The organism is Lysinibacillus composti (assembly GCF_016908465.1).
Taxonomy (GTDB): Bacteria; Bacillota; Bacilli; order Bacillales_A; family Planococcaceae; genus Ureibacillus; species Ureibacillus composti_A.
Genome location: NZ_JAFBDY010000007.1, coordinates 1 through 22,219, shown reverse-complemented (window position 1 = coordinate 22,219; position 22,219 = coordinate 1). Strand labels below are relative to the sequence as shown.

At 33.4% G+C, this 22,219-nt stretch carries 20 protein-coding genes and 1 other RNA gene; 12 read left to right on the top strand and 9 right to left on the bottom strand.

The genetic code is table 11. From position 1 onward, the window contains the following. Window positions 1-269 precede the first annotated feature (269 nt). On the top strand, window positions 270-1,214 hold the full coding sequence (locus JOD29_RS09315; protein ID WP_158610553.1) for a DMT family transporter: 945 nt from the start codon (window positions 270-272) through the stop codon (window positions 1,212-1,214). Window positions 1,215-1,593: 379 nt separating this feature from the next. On the opposite strand, the gene JOD29_RS09310 is transcribed toward JOD29_RS09315, so the two are convergent. Next, on the bottom strand, window positions 1,594-2,562 hold the full coding sequence (locus tag JOD29_RS09310) for a bile acid:sodium symporter family protein (RefSeq protein ID WP_124764344.1): 969 nt from the start codon (window positions 2,560-2,562) through the stop codon (window positions 1,594-1,596). A gap of 346 nt (window positions 2,563-2,908) precedes the next feature. Between JOD29_RS09310 and secG the strand changes: the two genes are divergently transcribed. The 5 genes from secG to ssrA all read left to right on the top strand — a co-directional run bounded on the left by secG (window position 2,909) and on the right by ssrA (window position 7,557). Next, window positions 2,909-3,136, top strand: coding sequence for a preprotein translocase subunit SecG (secG, locus tag JOD29_RS09305; protein WP_124764343.1), 228 nt, complete (start codon window positions 2,909-2,911; stop codon window positions 3,134-3,136). Window positions 3,137-3,237: 101 nt separating this feature from the next. Beyond that, window positions 3,238-3,984: an alpha/beta hydrolase gene (locus JOD29_RS09300; RefSeq protein ID WP_124764342.1), complete on the top strand. Its 747-nt coding sequence runs from the start codon at window positions 3,238-3,240 to the stop codon at window positions 3,982-3,984. Window positions 3,985-4,032: 48 nt separating this feature from the next. After that, window positions 4,033-6,441: a ribonuclease R gene (gene rnr / locus JOD29_RS09295; RefSeq protein ID WP_124764341.1), complete on the top strand. Its 2,409-nt coding sequence runs from the start codon at window positions 4,033-4,035 to the stop codon at window positions 6,439-6,441. Window positions 6,442-6,533: 92 nt separating this feature from the next. Further along, window positions 6,534-6,998 carry an SsrA-binding protein SmpB gene (smpB, locus tag JOD29_RS09290; protein WP_124764340.1) on the top strand — a complete coding sequence of 155 codons (465 nt, stop codon included), beginning with the start codon at window positions 6,534-6,536 and terminating at the stop codon, window positions 6,996-6,998. A gap of 203 nt (window positions 6,999-7,201) precedes the next feature. After that, window positions 7,202-7,557: a transfer-messenger RNA gene (ssrA, locus tag JOD29_RS09285) on the top strand. Window positions 7,558-7,693: 136 nt separating this feature from the next. Here ssrA and JOD29_RS20730 read toward each other — a convergent pair. Both JOD29_RS20730 and JOD29_RS09275 read right to left on the bottom strand, forming a co-directional pair. Further along, a complete protein-coding gene (locus JOD29_RS20730; protein ID WP_124764339.1) occupies window positions 7,694-8,851 on the bottom strand; it encodes a site-specific integrase in 1,158 nt (385 codons plus the stop codon). Window positions 8,852-8,916: 65 nt separating this feature from the next. After that, the gene (locus tag JOD29_RS09275; protein WP_239585650.1) at window positions 8,917-9,576 is read right to left on the bottom strand and encodes a helix-turn-helix domain-containing protein; all 660 of its coding nucleotides are present in this window, start codon (window positions 9,574-9,576) and stop codon (window positions 8,917-8,919) included. A 214-nt stretch (window positions 9,577-9,790) separates the two neighbouring features. Between JOD29_RS09275 and JOD29_RS09270 the strand changes: the two genes are divergently transcribed. From JOD29_RS09270 to JOD29_RS09255, 4 genes are all read left to right on the top strand, one after another. Beyond that, complete coding sequence (locus JOD29_RS09270) at window positions 9,791-10,060, top strand: DNA-binding protein (RefSeq protein ID WP_124764338.1); 270 nt, start codon at window positions 9,791-9,793, stop codon at window positions 10,058-10,060. Between the two features lie 76 nt (window positions 10,061-10,136). Beyond that, the gene (locus tag JOD29_RS09265) at window positions 10,137-11,633 is read left to right on the top strand and encodes a YfjI family protein (RefSeq protein ID WP_124764337.1); all 1,497 of its coding nucleotides are present in this window, start codon (window positions 10,137-10,139) and stop codon (window positions 11,631-11,633) included. A 615-nt stretch (window positions 11,634-12,248) separates the two neighbouring features. Then, window positions 12,249-13,460 carry a replication-relaxation family protein gene (locus JOD29_RS09260; protein ID WP_124764336.1) on the top strand — a complete coding sequence of 404 codons (1,212 nt, stop codon included), beginning with the start codon at window positions 12,249-12,251 and terminating at the stop codon, window positions 13,458-13,460. Between the two features lie 588 nt (window positions 13,461-14,048). Then, a complete protein-coding gene (locus JOD29_RS09255) occupies window positions 14,049-15,467 on the top strand; it encodes a hypothetical protein (protein WP_124764335.1) in 1,419 nt (472 codons plus the stop codon). A gap of 89 nt (window positions 15,468-15,556) precedes the next feature. Here JOD29_RS09255 and JOD29_RS09250 read toward each other — a convergent pair whose 3' ends face one another. Then, window positions 15,557-15,715, bottom strand: coding sequence for a hypothetical protein (locus JOD29_RS09250; protein WP_158610552.1), 159 nt, complete (start codon window positions 15,713-15,715; stop codon window positions 15,557-15,559). An 820-nt stretch (window positions 15,716-16,535) separates the two neighbouring features. Beyond that, complete coding sequence (locus JOD29_RS09245; protein WP_124764334.1) at window positions 16,536-16,946, bottom strand: hypothetical protein; 411 nt, start codon at window positions 16,944-16,946, stop codon at window positions 16,536-16,538. Window positions 16,947-17,289: 343 nt separating this feature from the next. On the opposite strand from JOD29_RS09245, the gene JOD29_RS09240 reads away from it, so the two are divergent. Then, on the top strand, window positions 17,290-18,504 hold the full coding sequence (locus JOD29_RS09240; RefSeq protein WP_240033606.1) for a hypothetical protein: 1,215 nt from the start codon (window positions 17,290-17,292) through the stop codon (window positions 18,502-18,504). Window positions 18,505-18,953: 449 nt separating this feature from the next. Here JOD29_RS09240 and JOD29_RS09235 read toward each other — a convergent pair whose 3' ends face one another. From JOD29_RS09235 to JOD29_RS09225, 3 genes are read right to left on the bottom strand one after another with little or no spacing between them, the layout of a single operon-like run. Beyond that, window positions 18,954-19,877: a hypothetical protein gene (locus JOD29_RS09235; protein WP_124764332.1), complete on the bottom strand. Its 924-nt coding sequence runs from the start codon at window positions 19,875-19,877 to the stop codon at window positions 18,954-18,956. A gap of 5 nt (window positions 19,878-19,882) precedes the next feature. Beyond that, entirely contained in the window at window positions 19,883-20,680 is a 798-nt protein-coding gene (locus JOD29_RS09230; protein ID WP_124764331.1) for an ImmA/IrrE family metallo-endopeptidase, read from the bottom strand. A gap of 5 nt (window positions 20,681-20,685) precedes the next feature. Further along, window positions 20,686-21,153 (bottom strand): hypothetical protein, encoded by a 468-nt coding sequence (locus JOD29_RS09225; protein WP_192894217.1) that lies wholly within the window; start codon window positions 21,151-21,153, stop codon window positions 20,686-20,688. A 324-nt stretch (window positions 21,154-21,477) separates the two neighbouring features. On the opposite strand from JOD29_RS09225, the gene JOD29_RS09220 reads away from it, so the two are divergent. Next, entirely contained in the window at window positions 21,478-21,795 is a 318-nt protein-coding gene (locus tag JOD29_RS09220) for a hypothetical protein (RefSeq protein ID WP_124764330.1), read from the top strand. A gap of 107 nt (window positions 21,796-21,902) precedes the next feature. On the opposite strand, the gene JOD29_RS09215 is transcribed toward JOD29_RS09220, so the two are convergent. After that, window positions 21,903-22,115: a hypothetical protein gene (locus JOD29_RS09215; RefSeq protein WP_124764329.1), complete on the bottom strand. Its 213-nt coding sequence runs from the start codon at window positions 22,113-22,115 to the stop codon at window positions 21,903-21,905. Window positions 22,116-22,219 lie beyond the last annotated feature (104 nt).

The window sequence follows — 22,219 nt, the reverse complement described above, 5'->3', positions numbered from 1 at the left end:
TTTGAGCTTTATTAATGAATTGTTAAAGGAGTGTAAAAAGCTATTTTTTACGACTTGTAAGATTCTTTCAAAGAATATATATTTATGGGTTGGCTTTCGGGTGTTCAATTCGAAATGAAATCACTTGAAAATTCCTTTTCGGGAACTGAAATACCTATTGTAAATAAATGTTATTGGGAGTAAAATCTTGAATTATAATTGAGTGATCAATTCAACATTAATTAAGATTGTCCTAGATTCGGTCAATCTTCTATATGAGGGGGATTCGTTTGGGTAAGACATATGCCGTTATGGGGTTCACAATGTTTTTGTGGGGAATGAACGTGGCATTAATTAAACTTCTCGTTAACATACTTCCACCTCTTGTCATGCAAGGTACGCGAATATTCATAGCAGGAATTACCTTGTTTCTTATTTTACTTTGTATGAAAAAACAAATCATTTACAAAGAGATGCCTTGGAAATTTGTTTTGTTGGCATCCTTTTTAGGTGTTATTGCGCACCACTCACTACTTGCGATGGGGTTACAACAAACATCTGCAGTGAAAACATCGTTAATTTTAGGGTTAGCTCCATTAATTACAGCGATTATTGCAATCGCAACTCGTTCGACTTCTTTAACAAAATTAAGATTTTTTGGGTTCATCATCGGCTTTTTAGGCATAATTGTTGCGGTGGTGGATGATTTTTCGGCTGTTTCGATTTTCGGGATTGGCGATTTATTAGTTTTAGGATCTATTCTCGTTCAAGCGTTTAGTTTTTTTGTAATTCGACGCGTTACTTTAACGATTCCACCCCTTGTGTTAACTGCCTACATGTTAACAATCGGTTCTATGTTCATCATGTTATTTGGGTTAATTTTTACGCCAACAGGATATTTAGGGTTTGCGGAAATGGACTTCGTTTCTTGGGGAATCTTTATTTTCTCTGCAGTTTTAGCGACAGCCGTCGGACATAGCCTGTACAATTCAATGATTAAACGAATTGGTACAGCAGAGACGGCAATCTTTACTAATTTAAGTACGATTTTTGCATTAACTGGATCTGCGGTTATTATCGGTGAAACGATGCATATTACTCAAATTTTCGGCTGTCTATTGATTGTGATTGGAGTTTTAATTGGCACTGGTGGAGTAGAAGATTGGATTAGGAAACGTAAACAAATTAAACAAGTGGTCGAAACACCTAAAGAGTGTGTTAAGAGTCCAACATAGAAGAGGCCAGGACATAAGTAGATTTTTTAAGGAAAGCCACTATTATTTTTAGTAAAATATTGATATTTTATAGTTTGAGAGCAATAAGTGTTAGCCATTCTCCGAAAAAACGCGGCCTACCACTGTAAGCCGCGCCAGTTTCTGGAAAGTTTAGAAGGACAAATTTTATGTGAGTGGACCTTACACAAAGCACAAAGACAAGTCGTAAAGACACGTACCACGTGGCTTTGCGGCTTGTGTGGGGAGCGAAAGCGCCACGTCCTGTGGCATCGCTCCCATGACCAACGTCGTGTTGGCCTCTTAGTCCGCTCTCACCGGATACTTAATAGGATTCATTATTAGAATTAACAGCAGTTTTTTTGGATTTGTCCCAGCCTCATTAAATGATTATTGTTTTTGTTTCCTCTTTTTTCTTCTCAAGACGGTCTGCTTTTGAGCTCCAATACGTTGCAAGGATTGGGCCTGAAATGTTGTGCCAGAAACTAAAGATGGCACTTGGTACTGCTGAAACAGGGTCAAAGTGTGCGATAGCTAATTGTGCACCTAAACCTGAGTTTTGCATCCCTACCTCAATGGAAACTGCTTTTTGATCTTCATAGTTCAGTTTAAATACTTTCGCAATTAAGAAACCAAATAAATAACCTAATCCATTATGTAAAATAACAATTGCAAAGATTAATAAGCCTGTTTCTAAGATTTTATCACGACTTCCACTTACTACTGCAGCTACGATTAAGACAATCGCTACTACGGAAACAGTTGGAAGGATTGCTATACCTTTTGAGACAATTGGCTTAAATACTAATTGAGCAATAATTCCAAGTACGATTGGAATTAACACTACTTGAATTACTGACATAAACATCGCCTTAAATGATACCGGTAACCATTCACTTGCTAATAAGTAAATTAAAGCAGGAGTCATAAAAGGTGCTAATAATGTTGTAACAGACGTAATTGTTACCGATAAAGCGGTATTTCCTTTAGCTAAAAATGTCATTACATTCGATGAAGTTCCCCCAGGACAACATCCAACTAGAATAACCCCTACTGCAATTTCAGGTGGTAAGTTAAAGACTTTTGCTAAACCAAACGCAAGGAGTGGCATGATCACAAATTGTGATACAACCCCAATAGCAACTCCTTTAGGATATTGCAGAATCATTTTAAAATCTTCTATTTTTAGTGTCATCCCCATCCCGAACATGACAATTCCTAAAAGAATAGTAATATAAGCGCCAATCCATGTGAAGTATTCAGGCATCCAAATCGCTAAACCTGCAGCGACTAACACCCAAATCGCAAACGTATCTCCGGCAAACTTCCCAATCTTTTGTAATATACTCATGATGATTTTCCTCGACTTTCTTGTAGTGCGTTTCATTGTAATCTATTAAATTCAAAATAACAATAAGATTCTGAAAAATTAGATATATATGAATAAATAGAGAATTATTTGAGGATAAAGTAGAGAGAAAAGTTAAAATATGAAAAATTAAGGATCATAATGGTGGAGTAAAAAGGTTTTTTGGAATGAACTAAAATTTGATGTATTAATTCAATTTTTGAGTTTAATTCTAATGGGACGCGGTACCTGTCCCTAAAAAATTACTTCAATATTGTAACACCGGTGAGATTTTGGTATACTAGTTCATATGTTGTGAGGTTTCAAAGCTCAGGAGGTGGGAGAACATATGCATACAGCGTTATTAATCGTACTTATCATCGTATCGATCGCACTAATCGTCAGCGTATTACTACAATCAAGTAAAAGTGCTGGATTATCAGGTGCCATCTCTGGTGGAGCAGAGCAACTTTTCGGTAAACAAAAAGCACGAGGAATGGATTTAGTCTTACATAGAATTACAATTGTCCTTGCTGTTTTATTCTTTCTTTTAACAATTCTGATCGTAAAACTATAAAAACGTTAACAATAAAAGCCTAACCGAGCGCGGTTAGGCTTTTTCTTATATAATAGGAGTCGTAATATGGATATACAAGAAAATCTTGGAGGATGTACATCATGCGTAAAGCAGAATTAAAACCATTTTTCTTTGAAGCTGGCAAACGTGCGGTTTTATTATTACATGGATTTACGGGAAGTTCTTCAGATGTTCGAATGTTAGGTCGATACTTAGAAAAGCGCGGGTATACATGTCTTGCCCCGCATTATAAAGGGCATGGGGTTCCACCAGAAGAATTAATTCAAACGAATCCTGAAGACTGGTGGAAAGATGTGGTTGAAGCATACAATACCTTAAAGGAAAAAGGATATGAAGAAATTGCTGTCATCGGATTATCTTTAGGTGGCGTTTTTTCCTTGAAATTAGGAATGCAAACGCCAGTAAAAGGCATCGTAACGATGTGTGCACCAATGACGATGCGGACGACCGATAAAATGCTTGAAGGCGTCTTAAAATATGCTGGTGACTATAAGCGTTTTGAAGGAAAAAACGACGAACAAATTGAAGAAGAAGTAGAAGCGATCCGCAAGCAAGGGATGCCTTCTTTAAGCGAACTTCAACAGCTTATTGCAGATGTTCGAGGAGAGATTAGTCTAATCTATGCACCAACTTTAGTTGTCCAATCAAAAAATGATGAGGTTATTGACGCTAATTCTGCTCATATTATATACAACGAAGTGGAATCCTTAGATAAAGAATTAATTTGGTTTGAAAATTCTAGTCATGTCATTACATTAGATAAAGAAAAAAATCAGTTACATGAAGTGATTGAACGCTTTTTAGAGAAGCTTGATTGGAATGTCTAGATTCAAACTTCCATTTACAAGATTAGTGTTACAAAAAGGAGGGAAAATATGACCCAAAATAATGATTTACAAAATCGATTGTTAGAGTTAATGAAAAATGAAGACTATAAACCAATGAAGGTCGATGAAATCGAAGAGGTTTTACAGTTAGAAGATGCGGATGAGTTTAAAGAACTGGTAAAAACGTTAGTTCGAATGGAAGATCAAGGGTTTGTCGTTCGTTCTCGTTCGAATCGATACGGTTTACCAGAAAGAATGAACTTATTACGTGGTAAATTTATCGGTCATGCGAAAGGGTTTGGATTTGTTACACCAGAAGAAGAGGGAATGGATGATATCTTTATTCCACCACACGAAATTAATGGTGCCTTAAATGGTGATACCGTGTTAATCCGTGTCCTGAAAGAATCTTCTGGAGATCGCCGTGAAGGTACGATCACAAAGATTATTGAACGCGGGAAGACGACATTTGTCGGAACATATCAAGCCAACCGAGGATTCGGCTTCGTTGTAACTGATGATAAGAAAATGAATATGGATATCTTTGTGGCAAAAGAAGATACCCTTGGTGCTGTTGATGGTCATAAAGTAGTAGTAGAAATTACAAATTGGCCAAGTGATATTAAGTCCGCTACAGGGATGATTACCAAAATCTTAGGTCATAAAAATGATCCAGGTGTCGATATTTTATCGATTATTTATAAGCATGACATTCCACCAGAGTTTCCAAAAGAAGTGGTGGATGCTGCGGGTTCAGTACCAGACTCAATCGACCCTAAAGATTTAGCTGATCGTCGTGATTTACGCAATGAAACCATCGTAACAATAGATGGTGCCGATGCAAAAGACTTAGATGATGCCGTAACCGTTACGAAAAATGAAGATGGTACGTATAAACTTGGCGTTCATATTGCCGATGTAAGTTTCTATGTAACAGAAGGCTCCATCATTGATCAGGAAGCATATGAACGAGGGACGAGTGTTTATTTAACAGACCGAGTAATTCCAATGATTCCACATCGTTTATCAAACGGGATTTGTTCGTTAAACCCACAAGTTGACCGTTTAACGCTTTCTTGTGAGATGATTATTGACCAAAACGGACATGTCGTGAAGCACGAAATCTTCCAAAGTGTGATCAACACAACGGAACGAATGACGTACTCTGATGTGTACAAAATTTTAGAAGAACAAGATGAAGAATTAATTAAGCGCTACGAGCCATTAGTGCCGATGTTTAAAGATATGGCAGAATTAGCGGAGATTTTACGAAACAAACGTGCTGAGCGCGGTGCTATTGATTTTGATTTTAAAGAGTCCAAAATCTTAGTAGATGATGAAGGCTGGCCAACCGATGTTGTGATTCGCGAACGTACAGTTGCTGAACGTTTAATTGAAGAGTTTATGTTAGTGGCCAATGAAACAGTGGCAGAACATTTCCACTGGATGCAAGTACCGTTTATTTACCGTATTCACGAAGATCCGAAACCGGAAAAACTACAACGTTTCTTTGAATTCGTAACAAACTTCGGATTAGTGGTAAAAGGAACAGGGAACTCAGTCCATCCAAAAGCGCTTCAAGAAATCATTAAAGCGATTGAAGGACTTCCAGAAGAACCGGTTATTTCAACGATGTTACTTCGTTCTTTACAACAAGCGAAGTATTATCCTGAATCCATTGGTCACTTTGGATTATCGACTGATTTCTATACGCACTTTACATCACCAATCCGTCGTTACCCAGACTTAATTGTCCATCGTTTAATTCGTACGTATTTAGTGAATGGCGATGTATCGAAAGAAACACAATTCAAATGGGCACAGCAAATGGATGAAATTGCTGACCATACATCAGAGCGCGAACGCCGAGCTGTTGATGCAGAACGTGATGTAGATGCACTGAAAAAAGCACAATACATGTCCGATAAAATTGGTGAAGAGTTTGAAGGTATGGTATCGTCCATTACAAACTTTGGTATTTTCGTTGAGCTTCCAAATACGATTGAAGGTCTTGTTCATATTAGTAATATGACGGATGATTATTACCACTTCGATGATCGCCAAATGATTATGATTGGTGAGCACACAAAACGTCAATTCCGAATCGGGGATGAAGTAACTGTTCGTGTGGCGAATGTGAGCATTGAAGAATCATCTGTAGACTTCGAAATTGTTGGCATGGTTCACACCCAACATGGTCGAACTCGTAAAGCAGCGCCGAAAGTCATTCATGCAGGTCGCAGAGGCGAGGGTGATGGTGAACGAGGCGGTCGCCGTCGAAGAACGACTGATGGAGAAAAAGGTGAGCGCGGTGGCCGTGGAAAATCATCAAGAGGCAATGGTGGCGGCAGTGGTAATGGTAGTAGTAGCACTGGCGGACGTAAAGTAAAACAAAAACAAAAGTTTTATGAGGGCGTTGCCAAGAAAAACAAGAAGAAGAAAAACAAAAAAAGATAATGATGAGGAGCCAAGTGTATACTTAATGGTATCACTTGGCCACTTGTTCTTTTATAATAGAAGATACAAGTGTAGATATTGAGGTGTTGACAGTGGCAAAAGGAACTGGAAAAGTATTAGCGCAAAACAAAAAAGCAAACCATGATTACTTTATAGAAGAAACGTATGAAGCAGGCATGGTATTGCAAGGAACAGAAATCAAGTCGATCCGAAACGGAAAAGTCCAATTAAAAGATTCATACGTCCAAATTCGTAATGGGGAAGCTTGGATTACAAATATGCATGTAAGCCCTTATGATCAAGGGAACCGTTTCAACCATGATCCATTACGTACACGTAAATTGCTCTTACATAAAAAGCAAATTAGCGAGCTTGTTGGTGCAGTAAAACGTGACGGATATACGATCGTCCCGTTAAAAATGTATATTAAAGATGGCTATGCCAAATTATTAGTGGGTCTTGGTAAAGGGAAGAAAGACTACGATAAACGTAATGACATGCGTAAAAAAGAAGCAAAACGTGAGATGGAACGTGCATTTAAAGCGAAGAATCAATAAGGTGCGCGGATATTGCGAGAAGATTATCTTCTTTGTTTGAAGGAACGATTTTCTAAGAGCGGAATAATGTACATCTCAAGATGACTTGATAAATCGCTCAAACTCTCGTATAATAAAGTTACTTCGTTGCCAGATGTATAGAAGTGCAAGACAAGCTTCTACCGTACTAGAAGAAATTCTAGCCCACTTTATAATATTATAAAGGGGACGTTACGGATTCGACAGGGATGGTTCAAGCTTGAGTCGCGCGTCGGAGGTCTCGGCTCCGTCATCAACGGAAGTTATATAATAACTGGCAAACAACAAAATTTAGCTTTCGCAGCGTAAGCTCGTGAGCGCTCTGCCTCTCTATCGCCCATGTAGAGAACGTGGGGCCCAACTTTAGTGGGATACGGTCGGTGGTGCCGCTTGAGTCACCGTCAAGAGATTTCCAAGCTAGCGTGCAGGACGCCTGTTTGTCGGCATAATGCCACGCGAATCGTAAGTAGGCAAACTACACGCGTAGAAGCTTAAGTATTGGAGTTTCTGGACGCGGGTTCGACTCCCGCCGTCTCCATAATACGAAATCAACTGATTTCAAACAGTGTCAAAACCCTTGTATATCAAGGGTTTTTTATTTTTCTAATTTCATGTAAAAGCATTGAATTTCAACCAATGGCATTTTTTTTGGCATTTTTCTAAATTGCTTTGTTGTACTAATTATTATCATCATTAAGGTAATCTGAGAATTTTTGTATAGCATTTTCTTTTGCTTTTTTAGATACATGAGTATAGATGTTCATTGTTGTTTGTACGTCATCATGACCTAATCGATCTTGAACTTCGGGAATTGTTGCGCCAGCTTCGAATAATAAACTACAGTGAGTATGGCGAAGTCCATGAGTTGTAATTTTATCTAAGTTGTATTTATTTAATATATGTTCTAACCACTTACGAGTTTTAGTCGGCTGTAAATGTTCATTATATTCATTACTGAAGACCAATTGCTTTTTTGTTAAAGTGTCAAATCCTATTATTGTATAATCTTTAAATTGCTGTTCTTTCCAAATTCTAAGGAATTCCATTGTTTTATCATCCATTTTAATGGTCCGGTTTTTTTTATTTTTTGTATTTTTAACATATAACCGACTATCTTTTCCTCGAGAAAGAGCCTTATTAATTCGAATTTCTTTAGCTTCAAAATTAATATCTCTCCATGTAAGTGCTAGAGCTTCCCCTTTTCGCATTCCTGAAAATGCTAACAATCTAAATAATGTAAATGCCTTGTAGTTATTCTCTTTTTCTGCACATTGTAAAAAGTGAATTAGTTGTTCTCTTGTGTAAAAGTTTTCAAATTCCTCTTCTAGATCTGGTTGTTCATGACGTACAGGTATTTCAACTAACTTCATTGGGTTAGATTGAATATACCCACGTTTCATAGCAAAGTCGAACACCTTTGATGCGTATGCTTTTACAGTACGAAACTTTTGTATCTTTTCAAACCACTCGTTAACATGATTTTGGCAAATATCAACATTAATTTTATCTATCTTATATTCATTAAATGAAGGCAAGATATGATTTTTAAAAATACCAGATGTTTTGACAAAAGTACTTTCTTGAACAGTTTTTTCGTATTGGTAAATCCAGATATCATAAACTTCTTGAAAAGTTACTGGAATATTTTTTTGAAATGTACCATTTGCAATTTCTAATCGCAATCGAGATAGTGCTAATTGTGCTTCCTTATTAGTTTTAAAACCGCTCCTCGTTGTTTTTTGGCGTTTTCCTGTTAGTGGATCTGTGCCAATATAAATTTGAAATTTAAATAACTTTTTTCCATCTTTTGTTGTATAACTTTGAATAGTTGTCACAATATATTCCTCCTACTAGTCGCTTGCGGGGGCAAGTTTTTGAAAGGAGTATATAAATTTATAAATTATTTAAATACTAAATTTAAAATTTGTAAAGCTCGTTCTTTATCGTCTTTAGTTAATAATTTATCATCAAGAGTTATATTTATTCCACTAGTAAATAAACTTTCAAGAGGGAAATTTGTTTGTCTCTTAGTAATACTTTGCCTATCTATTGATTTAAAGACTTCAGAGTAGGTTATATTTTGGATGACTTTTATCAATTCTCGAAGCTCTTTTACTAAATTATTATTTATGTCAATTTCATCATTTAAAAATTTATTTACTTCCTCAATAGTTCTAAATTCTGCTTTGTATGTTTCAAGAAGCAATTCTTTGTCATCTTTATATTTTTCCTCATATTCTTTATATCTTTTGGTTATCTTTGTAAGAGTTTTTCTTAAATCCTGCAGGTTATAAAGTGATAAATCTAAATGAGATTCCAAACCTATGCTTTTTTCTAGTAATGAATTAACATTTTCTGTTTCCATTAATTCCTCAAGTGTCATATTACCTAGTTGTGCAATTATGTGTAGCCTCTCAATTCCTGGTATACTTTTATCGCTTTCCCACCTGGATACTAGGCCTTTATTTGCCTTGTCAACTAATTCTCCAAATTCCTCCATATTTTTCCCCAAATTTAGACGTATTGTTTTTATTTTTTGTCCAAGAGTCTTCCCCATCATAGGATTCCACCTTATTAATTTAATAATATAATTTTACAACAAGTTTTGAGTTGTTGCACCAAAAAGGTTTGACAGTATTATTATGTTTTGTGTAATATATTCCATGTATTAAAATGTTAAAGCGAAATACATAGAGTTGCATAGGTTGTGCAACTCTATGTATTTTAACAATTAATACAATTAAGTTTTTGGTTGAATAAAGGGGGTGAATAATTTGAAAGTTGAACTTGATATTTTTCGTGAATTAGAAAGCCAATTAAAAGATTTGGTTATTAGCGCAACAAAAGAAGCACTTGTTCTGAATCAAAAACAACTTAAGAGCAAGGAATGGATGTCCCTTAAAGAAGGGGCAGCATATGCAGGAGTTAGTTATAACAGCTTTATAAAATTTAGATTAATGGGATTACCAATATGTGAAATTGATGGAATTAAAAGAGTTTCAAAGTATGAGATTGATACATTTTTACGAAAAAACAGTTTTTAGATGCTAGTGGGGGCAAGTAAATTGAATTGGAGTAAAAGAAACTAAAACCATTCCTGAATGAAAGTGGGGCTAAATTGTGGTTGATAATGAATTATTTAAAGAATTTGAAGCTGTAATTTTAGAATGGGGAGAGCCCATTGAATTAGACAATAAAATACTTCCTATCTTTAATGTTGAGATATTTCCAGATTGGCTAAAACATTACATAGAAGCAGTAGCTGAGGAAACGCAAACTCCCTTAGATGCAGCAGCAATGAATAGTATTGCTATACTATCTACTACAATTGATAGTAAGTTTGAGATACAAGCAAATGGGAGTAAATGGATTGAATCGCTGAACACTTATACAGTTATTGCTTTAGAATCCTCAGAGAGAAAGACTGCAGTGTACAAAGCATTTCTTAATCCGATCACAGAGTATCAAGATAAAGAAAAAGAAAGACTTGCTTCAATTATTATTGAAGAGGAAGTTGAAAGAAATACAATATCTAAAAAGATAGAATATTTAAAACAGCTTTATAGTAAAGAAGAGGATCAAGAAAAATCTACTGTCATTATGAATGATATTAAGCAATTAGCTAAAGAAGTTAAAGAAGAAACGAATCCACTTACTAAAGAACCAAAATTATATTCAAATGATATTACACCTGAAAGTATAGCAGAGGTAATGAGTGTGAATAATGAACGCTTATCAATCTTATCGGACGAAGGCGCAGAAGTATATCAAATGATGGCAGGGAGGTACTCCAACAAAGTAAACCTTGAAATATATCTTAAAGCTTTTAGTGGTGGAAACGTAAGGGTTGACCGTGCAAGTGGAAAGAGTATTTCATTAAATAATCCCAAATTAACTATCGGTATATATATTCAACCAAGTGTATTTCAAGAATTACCTATTAGTTTTTCTGAACGTGGCCTTACACAACGTTTTTTGTACTCGATTCCAAAATCATTAGTAGGGAGCAGAAAACCTAATCCAGATAAGATTCCAAAAGAAATAGAAAATTTATTTAAAACTAATATTAACAGGCTATTGAACTTAAAAGTTGAATCACTAATTTCTTTGAAATTTGATGATGAAGCTCAGATTTATTTATTTAAGATGTTAAAAGAAATAGAAATAATGTTAGGTAATAAAGATAATAATAGTGCCTATAGAAATTGGTTAGGGAAATTATGTGGTCAGATAATCAGAGTTGCTGGGTTATTACATATCGCTGAAAATATTAAAATGAATGATATTCCTAGAAAAATTAATTTAGAAACGTTGTTAAAGGCTGATAGTATGCGGGATTACTTTATTCAACATGCAGAATGTGCTTTTGGTATTATTCGTGAAAATGAAAATCTAGATGATGTAAAATATATTTTAAACAAAATTACTACCTTTGATAGGTTTAAAGGACAAAAAAAAATTGTTTATCAAGATTTATGGCAGTTGGTAAAAAGACGCTTCTCAAAGTCGAGAGAATTAAAAAGAGTACTTCATTTTTTAGAAGAAATGAATTATATAAAACTTGAGAAGGATGGTAGAAAGTTAATCATCCTTGTGAATCCTCGGATAATAAAATAGTAACGTCTAAAAATTATATGATCATCTTACATTAAGCTTTAGGGGAATTAAGGGTAACTAGGGAATTTATAGTCCCTAATGTAAAGTCTAGAGGAATCTAAAGTTTTGGGGTAATAGGGTAATTAGGGGAGGATACATAGTGACTGTATATTAAAGTCAAGATTTCCAAGTAGACTGCAATACTACCCTAATACCCCTAATTGCTCAAAAGTATTTAATTATCGTAGATTTTTTTAGGGACAGTTAATTTACTAAAAGTCCCTATTTACCCTTATTCCGGGATGTGTGGAACTAGTATGTGATTAATGTGTGATTACTATGTGATTAATGTGTGATTACTATGTGATTAATGTGTGATTACTATGTGATTAATGTGTGATTACTATGTGATTAATGTGAGAGTACTGTGTGATCAGTGTGTGTGTATTTTCTGAACTGATTGAATTATTACAATGTGGGAATTTTAACATGGAGGATTTTACTCAATTAGTGTATTATGTTAAAATTTTATAGTAAAGCTAAATAATTACAAAGTGGGAACACCCCAAAATGCTTAAAATCATTATTCCGTAATGATGCATTTTGGGGTGTTCTTTTTTGTTTAGGAGGTTAATTATGAAAGAAAAGCTGGACATTGAAACGTTGTCTAATAGACAAAGAAAAATTGTTGAAAATCTTTATAGAATTAGAGGAGCGACTGCTCTTCAAATAGCAAAGATTGTTTATAACGAGAGGGTGATCAATAAATCTCAGGAAAAATACACATATAATCAATTAGCTATTTTGGTTGAAAAGGGTTTTGTAAATTTTAGTAGATCGAATAACAAAAGAATTAGACATTCAATTTATTCTTTAACTTCAAAAGGGTTAGCCAATATCCAATCATACTATTTAATCCAGGATGGTATCGAAGGTGAGGGGTGGGCTCCCGATAATAATTTTGATAATCAAGGATTCTTTACTTATGAAGTGCATTCACCTCCAATAAATCAAATTGAGCATCATCTAATGCTTGTTGATTTTTTTATTAGAATTTCAGTTGATAGAAAAGAAGTATTTGAATATCGAAATAACCTATACAGTGTTCGGAAATATGATAAGAAACAAAAGTTAAGAATGGATGCAGAGGTGAAATATGGAGAGAGGAGAATTGCTATTGAAATAGATCGGGGCACAGAAAGATTCGCACAACTAGTTGAGAAGTTTAAGAATTATCAATTATATCTACAAGATACAAATAATAAAGATGATATTACTGATATCTTAATTGTAGTGAAAGATGTAACTAATAAGACTAAATTACAACAACGTTGGGAAACTATAATGGCAGCATTCTTAACTGCAATGCAGGATTTGTCTCTTAAAGTTGATTTACATTTATGTGAAATAGGGGATGTTTATAACTTTATGTATAGACACTTTGGTTTTAATTCTTATAAGCAAAACCTTATAAATATTAAGGGTGATTATCAAAAAATGGTAGGGGTATTGTATGATGTTTACCAATTACCAAGTGGTAAACAAGCTTTATTTACTTTTGGTTCCCAATATTCAACTAAGATAATTAGAATTTTATATGAAACACAAGATATAAAGCAGCTTTACTATATAGTTGGAATTACAATAGGCCAGGAAATTAACTTCAATTATAATCTAAGTAAATACCGTATTCCTGGTAGATTTAACGGATTATTAAATAAATTAAATGAAATAAACAATTCACCATCAATGAAATTCATAAATATGCCTTACATTGGTGGTGACATCAAAACCAAATTAGATATAGATTTAGACTTAGTTACAGATTCGCTATATAGAGATGAATAAATGTAAAAATAATTGAGATTGTGGATTTATCATTCTGGTTTCAGCTTATTACAATTTTGGAATAAGAAAGTTATTTTGTTATAATTATTGAATATGAACCTGATTGAAGTGTAAGTCTCATAATCAGGTTCTATTTTTATTGTTTTTTCTTACCGATAAACATACTATGTTCATACTCAGTGTCTTACTGAGTAAGGATATAGGTATTACTTAGAAAGCTTATAATAGCAATGTTTATATGGATGAATTAAAAGTGAAACTATATTGCCTTTTAAACATAATAGAAAAATAAAACCTTATTAATAACTTTACATCTACTTGTATAATATAACGGAGCAATATGGCTTTAGCTTTAGAGTAAAAAAGTTATAATATTCCAATGAAAAAACAACCTATCTTGTTAATTTTAATACGAAAACAATTAGAACTATATTGAGACCCTATACGTAGCGACTAGAAGAAAAGGGGGAAAAGATATAATAATTTTGGTTGAAACGAATAGATCCTTAAAGTTACTATTTACGATAACTAAGTGCGTATAATATTTTGATAGAGAAGAAGTACTAATTAATTTTGAAAGGGTCTAAGATGGGAAATAGCTTAATTTTTGAAAAATATCAGGAATATGTTACTTATATGAAAAATCATAATTTACCTTTAATTAGCGAATATCAAATACATAAATTTAAAGATTTTGGAATAGAAAAAGTACCATTTGCTTACAGAAGAACTAAAGATGGAAAAGGAATATATCCCTTGTATAGATTAATAAAGCAATTGGATTTTTTATATATCCAAGATGAGTATGAGGAAGGGATACTACTTTTTTGGCCAGATGAATTGAAATGGATTAATAAAGTTTTGGACACAAATATTAGTATTAATGCAAATACATGCTTATATGGTTATCAAACGATAGATCCGATAGTAAAAATAAGTGCATCAGAAATGCAGGAATATGTTAGTACCCAAGTTTTTATTACAAATGATAGTAAGTATTATATCTACACGCTTGAAATTGAGAAAGTAATGAAAGATTTAAATTTAAATTTACAGGAAATTAAGAAGTGTCTTCTAGGAGTTTTTTTTAATAAGAATCTCGAAATGTTATTAGTATTTGATTTTAAAGAGTTGGAAAAGATAAGTTCAAAGCGTTTTGTATTAAGAAGACCAACCAACAAAATCGCAGAAAAAGAGCTAGTTGATCTATGTAATCTCTATTCAATAGAATCTGCAGAAAAAATTCAAAACATAAAAGATTTTATGTATTCATCTAGCTATCTAAAAAATAGAAAATCCGCTGCTTATGATGTAGAACATTTTTATGAATTGGAAATGTTCGGTACAGCTTTAATGGAATATGTAGAAAGTTTCAGTGGGGATTTGTCTAATGATTATATTTTAGTACATCAGGATGAACTTTATAAATTTAAAGCTATTTTTTTAGTAGATAACAAATCTACAAATTTAAAGGGGAAGTATCAGGATTCTTTCGTTTTTTCAAAACCTGATACCAAAAAATTGAACAATAAATATAAGAGATCCCTTCTTAATGTTACAAATGGGGAGGAAATAGTAAAAGAAAATCTACAATATTTAACGACAAGTTATTTATCATATGATTTTTTAATTTATTTCAATAGAAGGCAATTACATGATTTAGGAAGAGTAATTGGTGAATTTGTCTCCGATTTTTCATATGATGATAACGACCGTCGTAATCACATAAAAAAGATAGAGGATTTGAAAAATAGTTTAGATGAAATTTCTAATAAAGAATTAGCTTTTTTATTTTTTAATTCAGATAGGGTTAATAAATCTAGAAAACGGAAGATGTATTTAACAGAAGAATTTATCAAAAATGATAGTTATTATAATCAACTGGGTAATATCATTCGTTCACGTATCCCATTTGGTTTTGCTAAAAACTATTTGAATAATGTTGATAAATCACCGAATCAAATGCCTATTGTAGATGTTTTGAAAGTATGGCATGAGTTCGTATAGTAAGAAGTAGATTATGATTGTGTTTGCGGATTTAGAATTTCTGGTAACTCTTTTTACTAATGGAGTAAATTACCCATTCTATTGTTAATTTATTTTTTGTCTAAATTAGGATTGTATTTTTCCGGAAGCCATTTCTTTCTAAGGTCATTCTGACCTTTGGAAAGTTTTTTATTACGTTCCGTAATTAATTCGCTCATGGACTTATCTTTATATTTTAAGTGATCTTCCAGAATACGACTCTTTTTCATCTACATACCTCTTTTCAGTATCCATCTAAATCCGAAGTTAGCGAAATTATGGTCTGGTTGTTCTCCGCCTGATCAATTCGCTAATTAACTTATGTAAATTGGTAATGAGCGACTTGGAATGACTATGCTATGATTTGTTTTTAATGAAACTTCGGATATCTCCGATTATACGATATTAAATTCCGTAAGTAATAATTTAAAAACCTTGTCTTTGTTACATAGACAAGGTTTTTTCTTAAATAAGGGATTTAATCAAAAGGTAGTTAAAGGGAGGGGAGTGTTTTGTGTGTATGGTATCATTTTAGCGTTGTTTCTATCAGGAACATTGCTATTAGTTGGTTGTTCTGCTTCCGATAAGAAGACGCGTTGGATAACCAGAGTCAAGATATAGTAAAAGAAACAAAGGTTATCGAAGATGAAAATTTAAAGAAATTGATTAATACAATGTTAGAAAAAAGTTGAAGATTATGAGCCCACTTAAGAAGAAATAACAAGTCAATTGGAGAAGGATACAAATCCGAAAGGTATAGAGCACGCTATGAATCTAGGGCATCTTAAATTTTTAAATCAGACAATTAAAGATGTATCTTCTCTAGTTAGTTTGCCTAATTTGAAGTGTTTAGAGCTATAACAAGTCGTTATAGCAGATACATCATGCATAACACCTATATTGAGTTGCGGTTTCGACCAGTAAATAATATAGCTTAATGATCATTCAACAATAGGGCGAGATTGTGGGCCAACACATGTAGAAAATGAACAAACTTTTTTATAAAAATCTCATACTTATCTAAAGAATACTTCTTTAGATAAACCTAATTCAGATAAAATCTCCCTTTGTTACTCCGTCTTTTAATTCCACTTGAGCTTGTACAAGTTGACGATCTATGAATATTTCAGTTGCATAATCAAATGTTTCACCCTCTAAATGAAAATACCAATCTGCATAAAAAATATAACCATCTTTCAACTCGAATTTGCCAAATATATAGGGTTCACTATATTCCATATCAAGATCATAACGAGTGTTAAAATCCACTAAAATTAATTGTTTCAGTTCACTTACTTCTGTTTCTGGATCAGTAACCTTGGATTCTTCAGAGGGCTGAGTAATTGATCCTTCTGGTGGTTTCGTTTCAGCTGTAATTTCTTTTGTAATTTGTTCTGAATCTTCTTCTGTTGCTTCGTTACTTGTTGATGGTTCTGCATTACTACAAGCAGCTAACACCATAATTCAAATTAAAATAAATATACATTTCTTCAAAAGGATCCATCTATTTCACAACATGTGGAAATAATAACCTAAAGTTGGTTGATTTCTTTGTTTGCTTAGTTTTCAGTAACTTTAGATTTAATTTCAAATTCTCTTCATCTACCGTAATAATTTTCTAAAGTGTTTGTTGCCCTTATTCAGGTAGTTTTTAACGAGGCCATTAAATTATGGCAGAAGTATTCTTGAATACCTACTAAACTACAAATTTAATGTAATTGATGCGTAAACTTTGGACGTTGTTCATTTATTTAGCTTATAATAAATCAAACAGGAACGAATGTTTTGTTTGGAGGTATGTTGCGTGGAAATTGTTACAGAAAATTTATATTTTCAAAACCTAGATAAACGACTGGCTCATCTATCACAGGAACAAGTTGTAGAACTTATTCGAAAATATTATGATGGCGTAAAAGTAAATAATCTTCTAAAAGAATACGATATAAAAATAAATACTTCTATGTTTTATACCATTTTTCCGCCTATTATGACGGATGAAAAATGTAATCATTGCAAAGGAACCGTAGTAATCCCGTGGGAATCAAAATCAAAGTCTACATACATAAATGAAAAAGAAAAATACTGCATTCAATGTGGACATACCAGAACTTGGTACTGTCAATGTCAGTATTGTGAAGAGGAAAGAAAAAGAGCAAGATTAGAAGCGGAAGAAGAAAAAAGGCAATTATTAGAACGAAAAAAAGCCACACTTGCTAATCTTTTAGATGAAAAGAATTGGACATTACATGAAGAGCAAAATTTAACACTTGAGGATAGGCTGTTTTTAAGTGTGATATTAAGAAGTTCTTTGTCGGAAAATACGATGTTTATCGAACCATTAAAGCATAAAGCGCATCTATTAGCCCCAACCATCGAATTTCAAGCAGAAATCGTCAAGACGTTAACAGCCAGAAAGATCATTGTTCCCCACCAACTTTCTGATATAAATGCATTTGATATTGTATTTGAAGATGATGATGAAAAAGTTAGATATAGCACTTATGATGTTCGATATCGAATTAATGTTAAAGGAATAGACAATAATTATGATGCAATGATAAAACGTATACTGTATCCGGACTTTAGCGGGGACGAAGACTTTAAAATGTTTTGTTATGATATGTGGAAAAAGCTTGCATTAAAAGAATGCATCGAATATCTGTTATACCAAATGCAGCGTGTAGGGTATTCATTCAGTCCTGGTGAAAAAACGATTCGTGTTTTTGAATATTTGTTAGAGCATTATTCGGTTGCTCAAATATACGGGATTATTTTTAGTTCGGTAGCAAAAAGTACACAACGATATCAATCAGGTGAGATAACTAAAAAACATGCTGCAAACTTGGTAATTACAGCTTGTGAAGGATATGGGCAAAGAGCAATCTCACAGAACTGGAAGCTTTCAAATTACTCAAGAATAAAAGATTTGCCAGAAACATATATTAGTCAAATTTTGTATACTACCATTATGCGAATTGGCGAACTCGGTTTTATTGAAAAGCCAAATCCAAATTTCTAACGGTTTCATTTGGAGGAATACTTCATATGTATTACACTAACGATGGTGTAGATAGGTCAATAGGGAAGTTCCCTGGAGATCTTTGGGTATCTGTATTATGCAGATACTCTTTTTTATTACTATATTGTTTAATAAAATGGTCACTTCAAGTTCGCTGATGTAGCTTTGTAAAAAGAAGTAGCTTATGAAAGAAGAAAGATACTCGACTTATAAATGATATCGACCGTTATTTAACCCCGACCATTAGTATCAACTTTAACCAAAACCCTCTTTTTTCTGCGGTATAACAAGGATTGTGAGTTTAGTCTTTTGACTAGACACACAATCCTTTTTTGTTTTTGGAGATCGATAATCGTGTGTAAGAACTACACCCAGTTCTAAGTTGCATTAGAATACGGCAAAAAAATAACCAAAAGCATAAAATGAATTTTGCCTTTGGTTATTCGCTATTAATAAAACATAATGATGTCGTTATCCTCGACAAAATCATTAAATTTAACATTAGTTACTCCTTCATATACAGGGGCTATGCCTTTTTCAAAGTCAGCCTCTGAACCATATAAAACTGGTCGTTGTATTATTGCGCCTTTACGTGCCTGTTGAATGAATAATAAGCGGGCAGATGAATTTAATCCAAAGAAACCTCTCGAAAAGTCGAAAATAAGTTTATGATATGATATAACACGAAAAACATCTATGTACTTCTCGCAATCTTGGACGTAAATTTTTCTTAACAACTGCTTGTCTTGTCTAAATCGTTGCCATTTATTATAAACACCCTTAATTTCATTGCTAAGGAAAGTTAAAGTAAATTTCTCAGCAATTAATGCGTGTATATAAAGAAAGGCTAAGCGTTCACCCGCATCATCTTCAATAGAACGATACGCTTTGTCTACGTCTTGTACGGTTTTGGCTTTCTTACAAAGTTTTTTGATTTCAATGTTGTCAGTTGAAAGCTGTGCCAATTCAATGTAATGGGCTGTCGCTTCATGTTTAGTGTTGAAACCTTCTGCATACACTTCAAAATTGTCGTCCGTTGACATTAGAAGGATCGGACCAACTGTTGCAAGCATTGTGTAAAAATTAAGGTAACGCGAGTTGAAGTGTTGCTTGCTTTTAATGTTCGATACGCTTTCCTCGATTACGATTGTTGGTATTATGAAAGCGGGCTTGGAAAGGGAACGCATAAGCGCAAGAAAATCTTGTGGACTGTTGTTAGCGAGTAACGCTAAATCAGTCATTTCATTGTTGTCTAACACATAGAAGTGACGGTGACCTGCTTTCGTAATACGTGTGAAGTCTTGTTTACCCTTCTTTAAATTGGACACTACGTCCTCAAAGTAGGGATTTTCTAAAATTGCGGTTTCATTCATGTGAATTATTCCTCCTTGAAGTCATTTTGACGAATCTGCTCCAGTCGGGTTAGATGCTTCTCCTTCATTTTCAGGATGCTATCAAAATCAGATACCAGCATTGTATCCTTTGAAACAGAAACGTCAATTAATTTATTTAAACTATCAATTTTAATCGCCTTACTTGGTTTTAAAATTGATAAGTCAAAATCGATTGGTAAATTTTTTGAATAAGGATAATCAATAATTTCCTCTGCTTCATCAAGTGTAATCAGCTTTTCTTGCGCCAATTTAATCACTAACGATTTGTAGGGAAGTTTGAAATCTGGAATTAAGCGAATGATATTTGTTGCTAAAGGATCATCCGGGTTTTGCTCGCATTTATCTTTGAAAAGCAATTCCAGTATTTCTTTATTAATTAAAAGTTCAGCTGCAAATAAATTAGCCAACCTTTCATGAACATCTAAGGCGGTATCTTTATCAATAAATGTCACTTCGTTCACGTTTTTAATACGCTCTTTTTCAAATTCAAAGTGATAAAATTCATGCGCCCATATGAAATTTTCATATGTTTTGGGTTGCAACGTATTGATGTGTATATAATAAGCACCATTACGATAGGTGACTAAGCCCCCGTAGTTTTTCGAATTACTAGGAAACATAATTACGTCAGCATATTTCATTAAATAATTTTGAATGCTTTGTAATGGCTTATATTTGAACTGTATTCCTTTATCAAAAACAGAAATTACACGATTTTGGATAACAGGTAGTAGTTCGTAATTAGACAAAATAACTTCCCTTAGATTTGTCTTATTAATCATTTTTTTCACTCCTTCAAGTTTTCTTTATATATTTCTTGATTAAGTATATGGATTGGTGCTTTCATATGGTCAAAATCTAAAGTAACTTTATTCCTTTTTAATATGTCAATCATTGTTATGAAATCGTCTAAAATCTCTACTGTTTCATCGAACGCTGCGATTTCTTGCTTATCTTCAACGGCTATGTAATTGGCAGCCGCTAAATTTCTAAGATCTAATTCTGCTTGAATCTCTTGAATACTTTTAGGCGGTGCAAAATCTTTGGTGTGGAAATAAAAAGGATCATCAATGCCAAATAAATTTATAATTTTTTCAATATGCTTTTCTAAGTCGCCCTCACCATTTAGTAGCTTATAGTAGGTTGTTTTAGGTATTTCTGCTTTCTCCATTATCCAAACATGTGAGCGACCCGTTGACTTTATGTAGTCATTTAAATTTTTACTTATTATGGTTTTCATATTATAACTATTCATATCTATTCCTCCGATTTTTATATAGGTGATAATATTGGTATTCACTTCCTTTCTTTATTACAGTTTACCACCAATTCCCTGAAAAAGGAACTAATCGTTATGTAAATTTTTATATTTATTTTATTTTATGCAATAAAATCCGATTATATTCCCTTTTTTAGAAACTAATTTATATCGGTATAAAAAAAGAGCTTTCCCAAAACTGAAAGGGAAAGCTCTGATTGCTATTAATGAAGATGGGTTATAAATATCCATCATTCCAAAAGTTCTTGTGAATTTACGTGGAATTGGCTACAAATTTGTTCCGCCAGAAGGTGACAGCATATGAACATCCAGCAACGCATTTTACTACATTTATTAATAGCAATTGCCGTTTATGTACTTGTTTTAACATCTACCATCCCATTTACTATAGATGTGTTGTTACCAAAGTTAGGGATATCAAAGTCAAAGCAAGAGCTACTAATCGTGCTGTTATTTTGTTTCGATATAATCCTAACAATGGCTTGGGTAGCATGGTATTTAGGCAGTCCGATACTTGTTATTTTGAAATGGATTGAACAATTGGCAACTGAAAATTTTATGCCATTTCCCAACTACGAAATGAGTTATTACCGAAAGTGTATATGCCTATATAGATAAAATGAGTACCAGCAAGTGTATAAAAGCAATGCTCATAGCGAAATTATGAATATAGTAAAAAGGCAACTCTGATTAATGGAGCTGCCTTTTTACTATGTGTTATTTATTCAATCGCCATATTTATTTGCTAAAATTGTCGGTTCATCTCTACCGGATAACCAAAAGATTTCAACTGTGCCGCTTGTTCCTTCGATGTGTGCAGAAACTATAAGATTTTTACCGTACTCACGTATGATATTTGTTCGACCGAAAATGTATTCCGTTTGTGAAAAATTTTCATAATAATCTATACCATATTCACGTGTACCGACTGATAACACTCGTAATTAACAAAAACCAGCTAATAGTTGTCAACATTTTTCAATAAAAAATATAAATCGTACATGATATACTAAAAATCGGTATACCAAATAAGCCTTCCTTT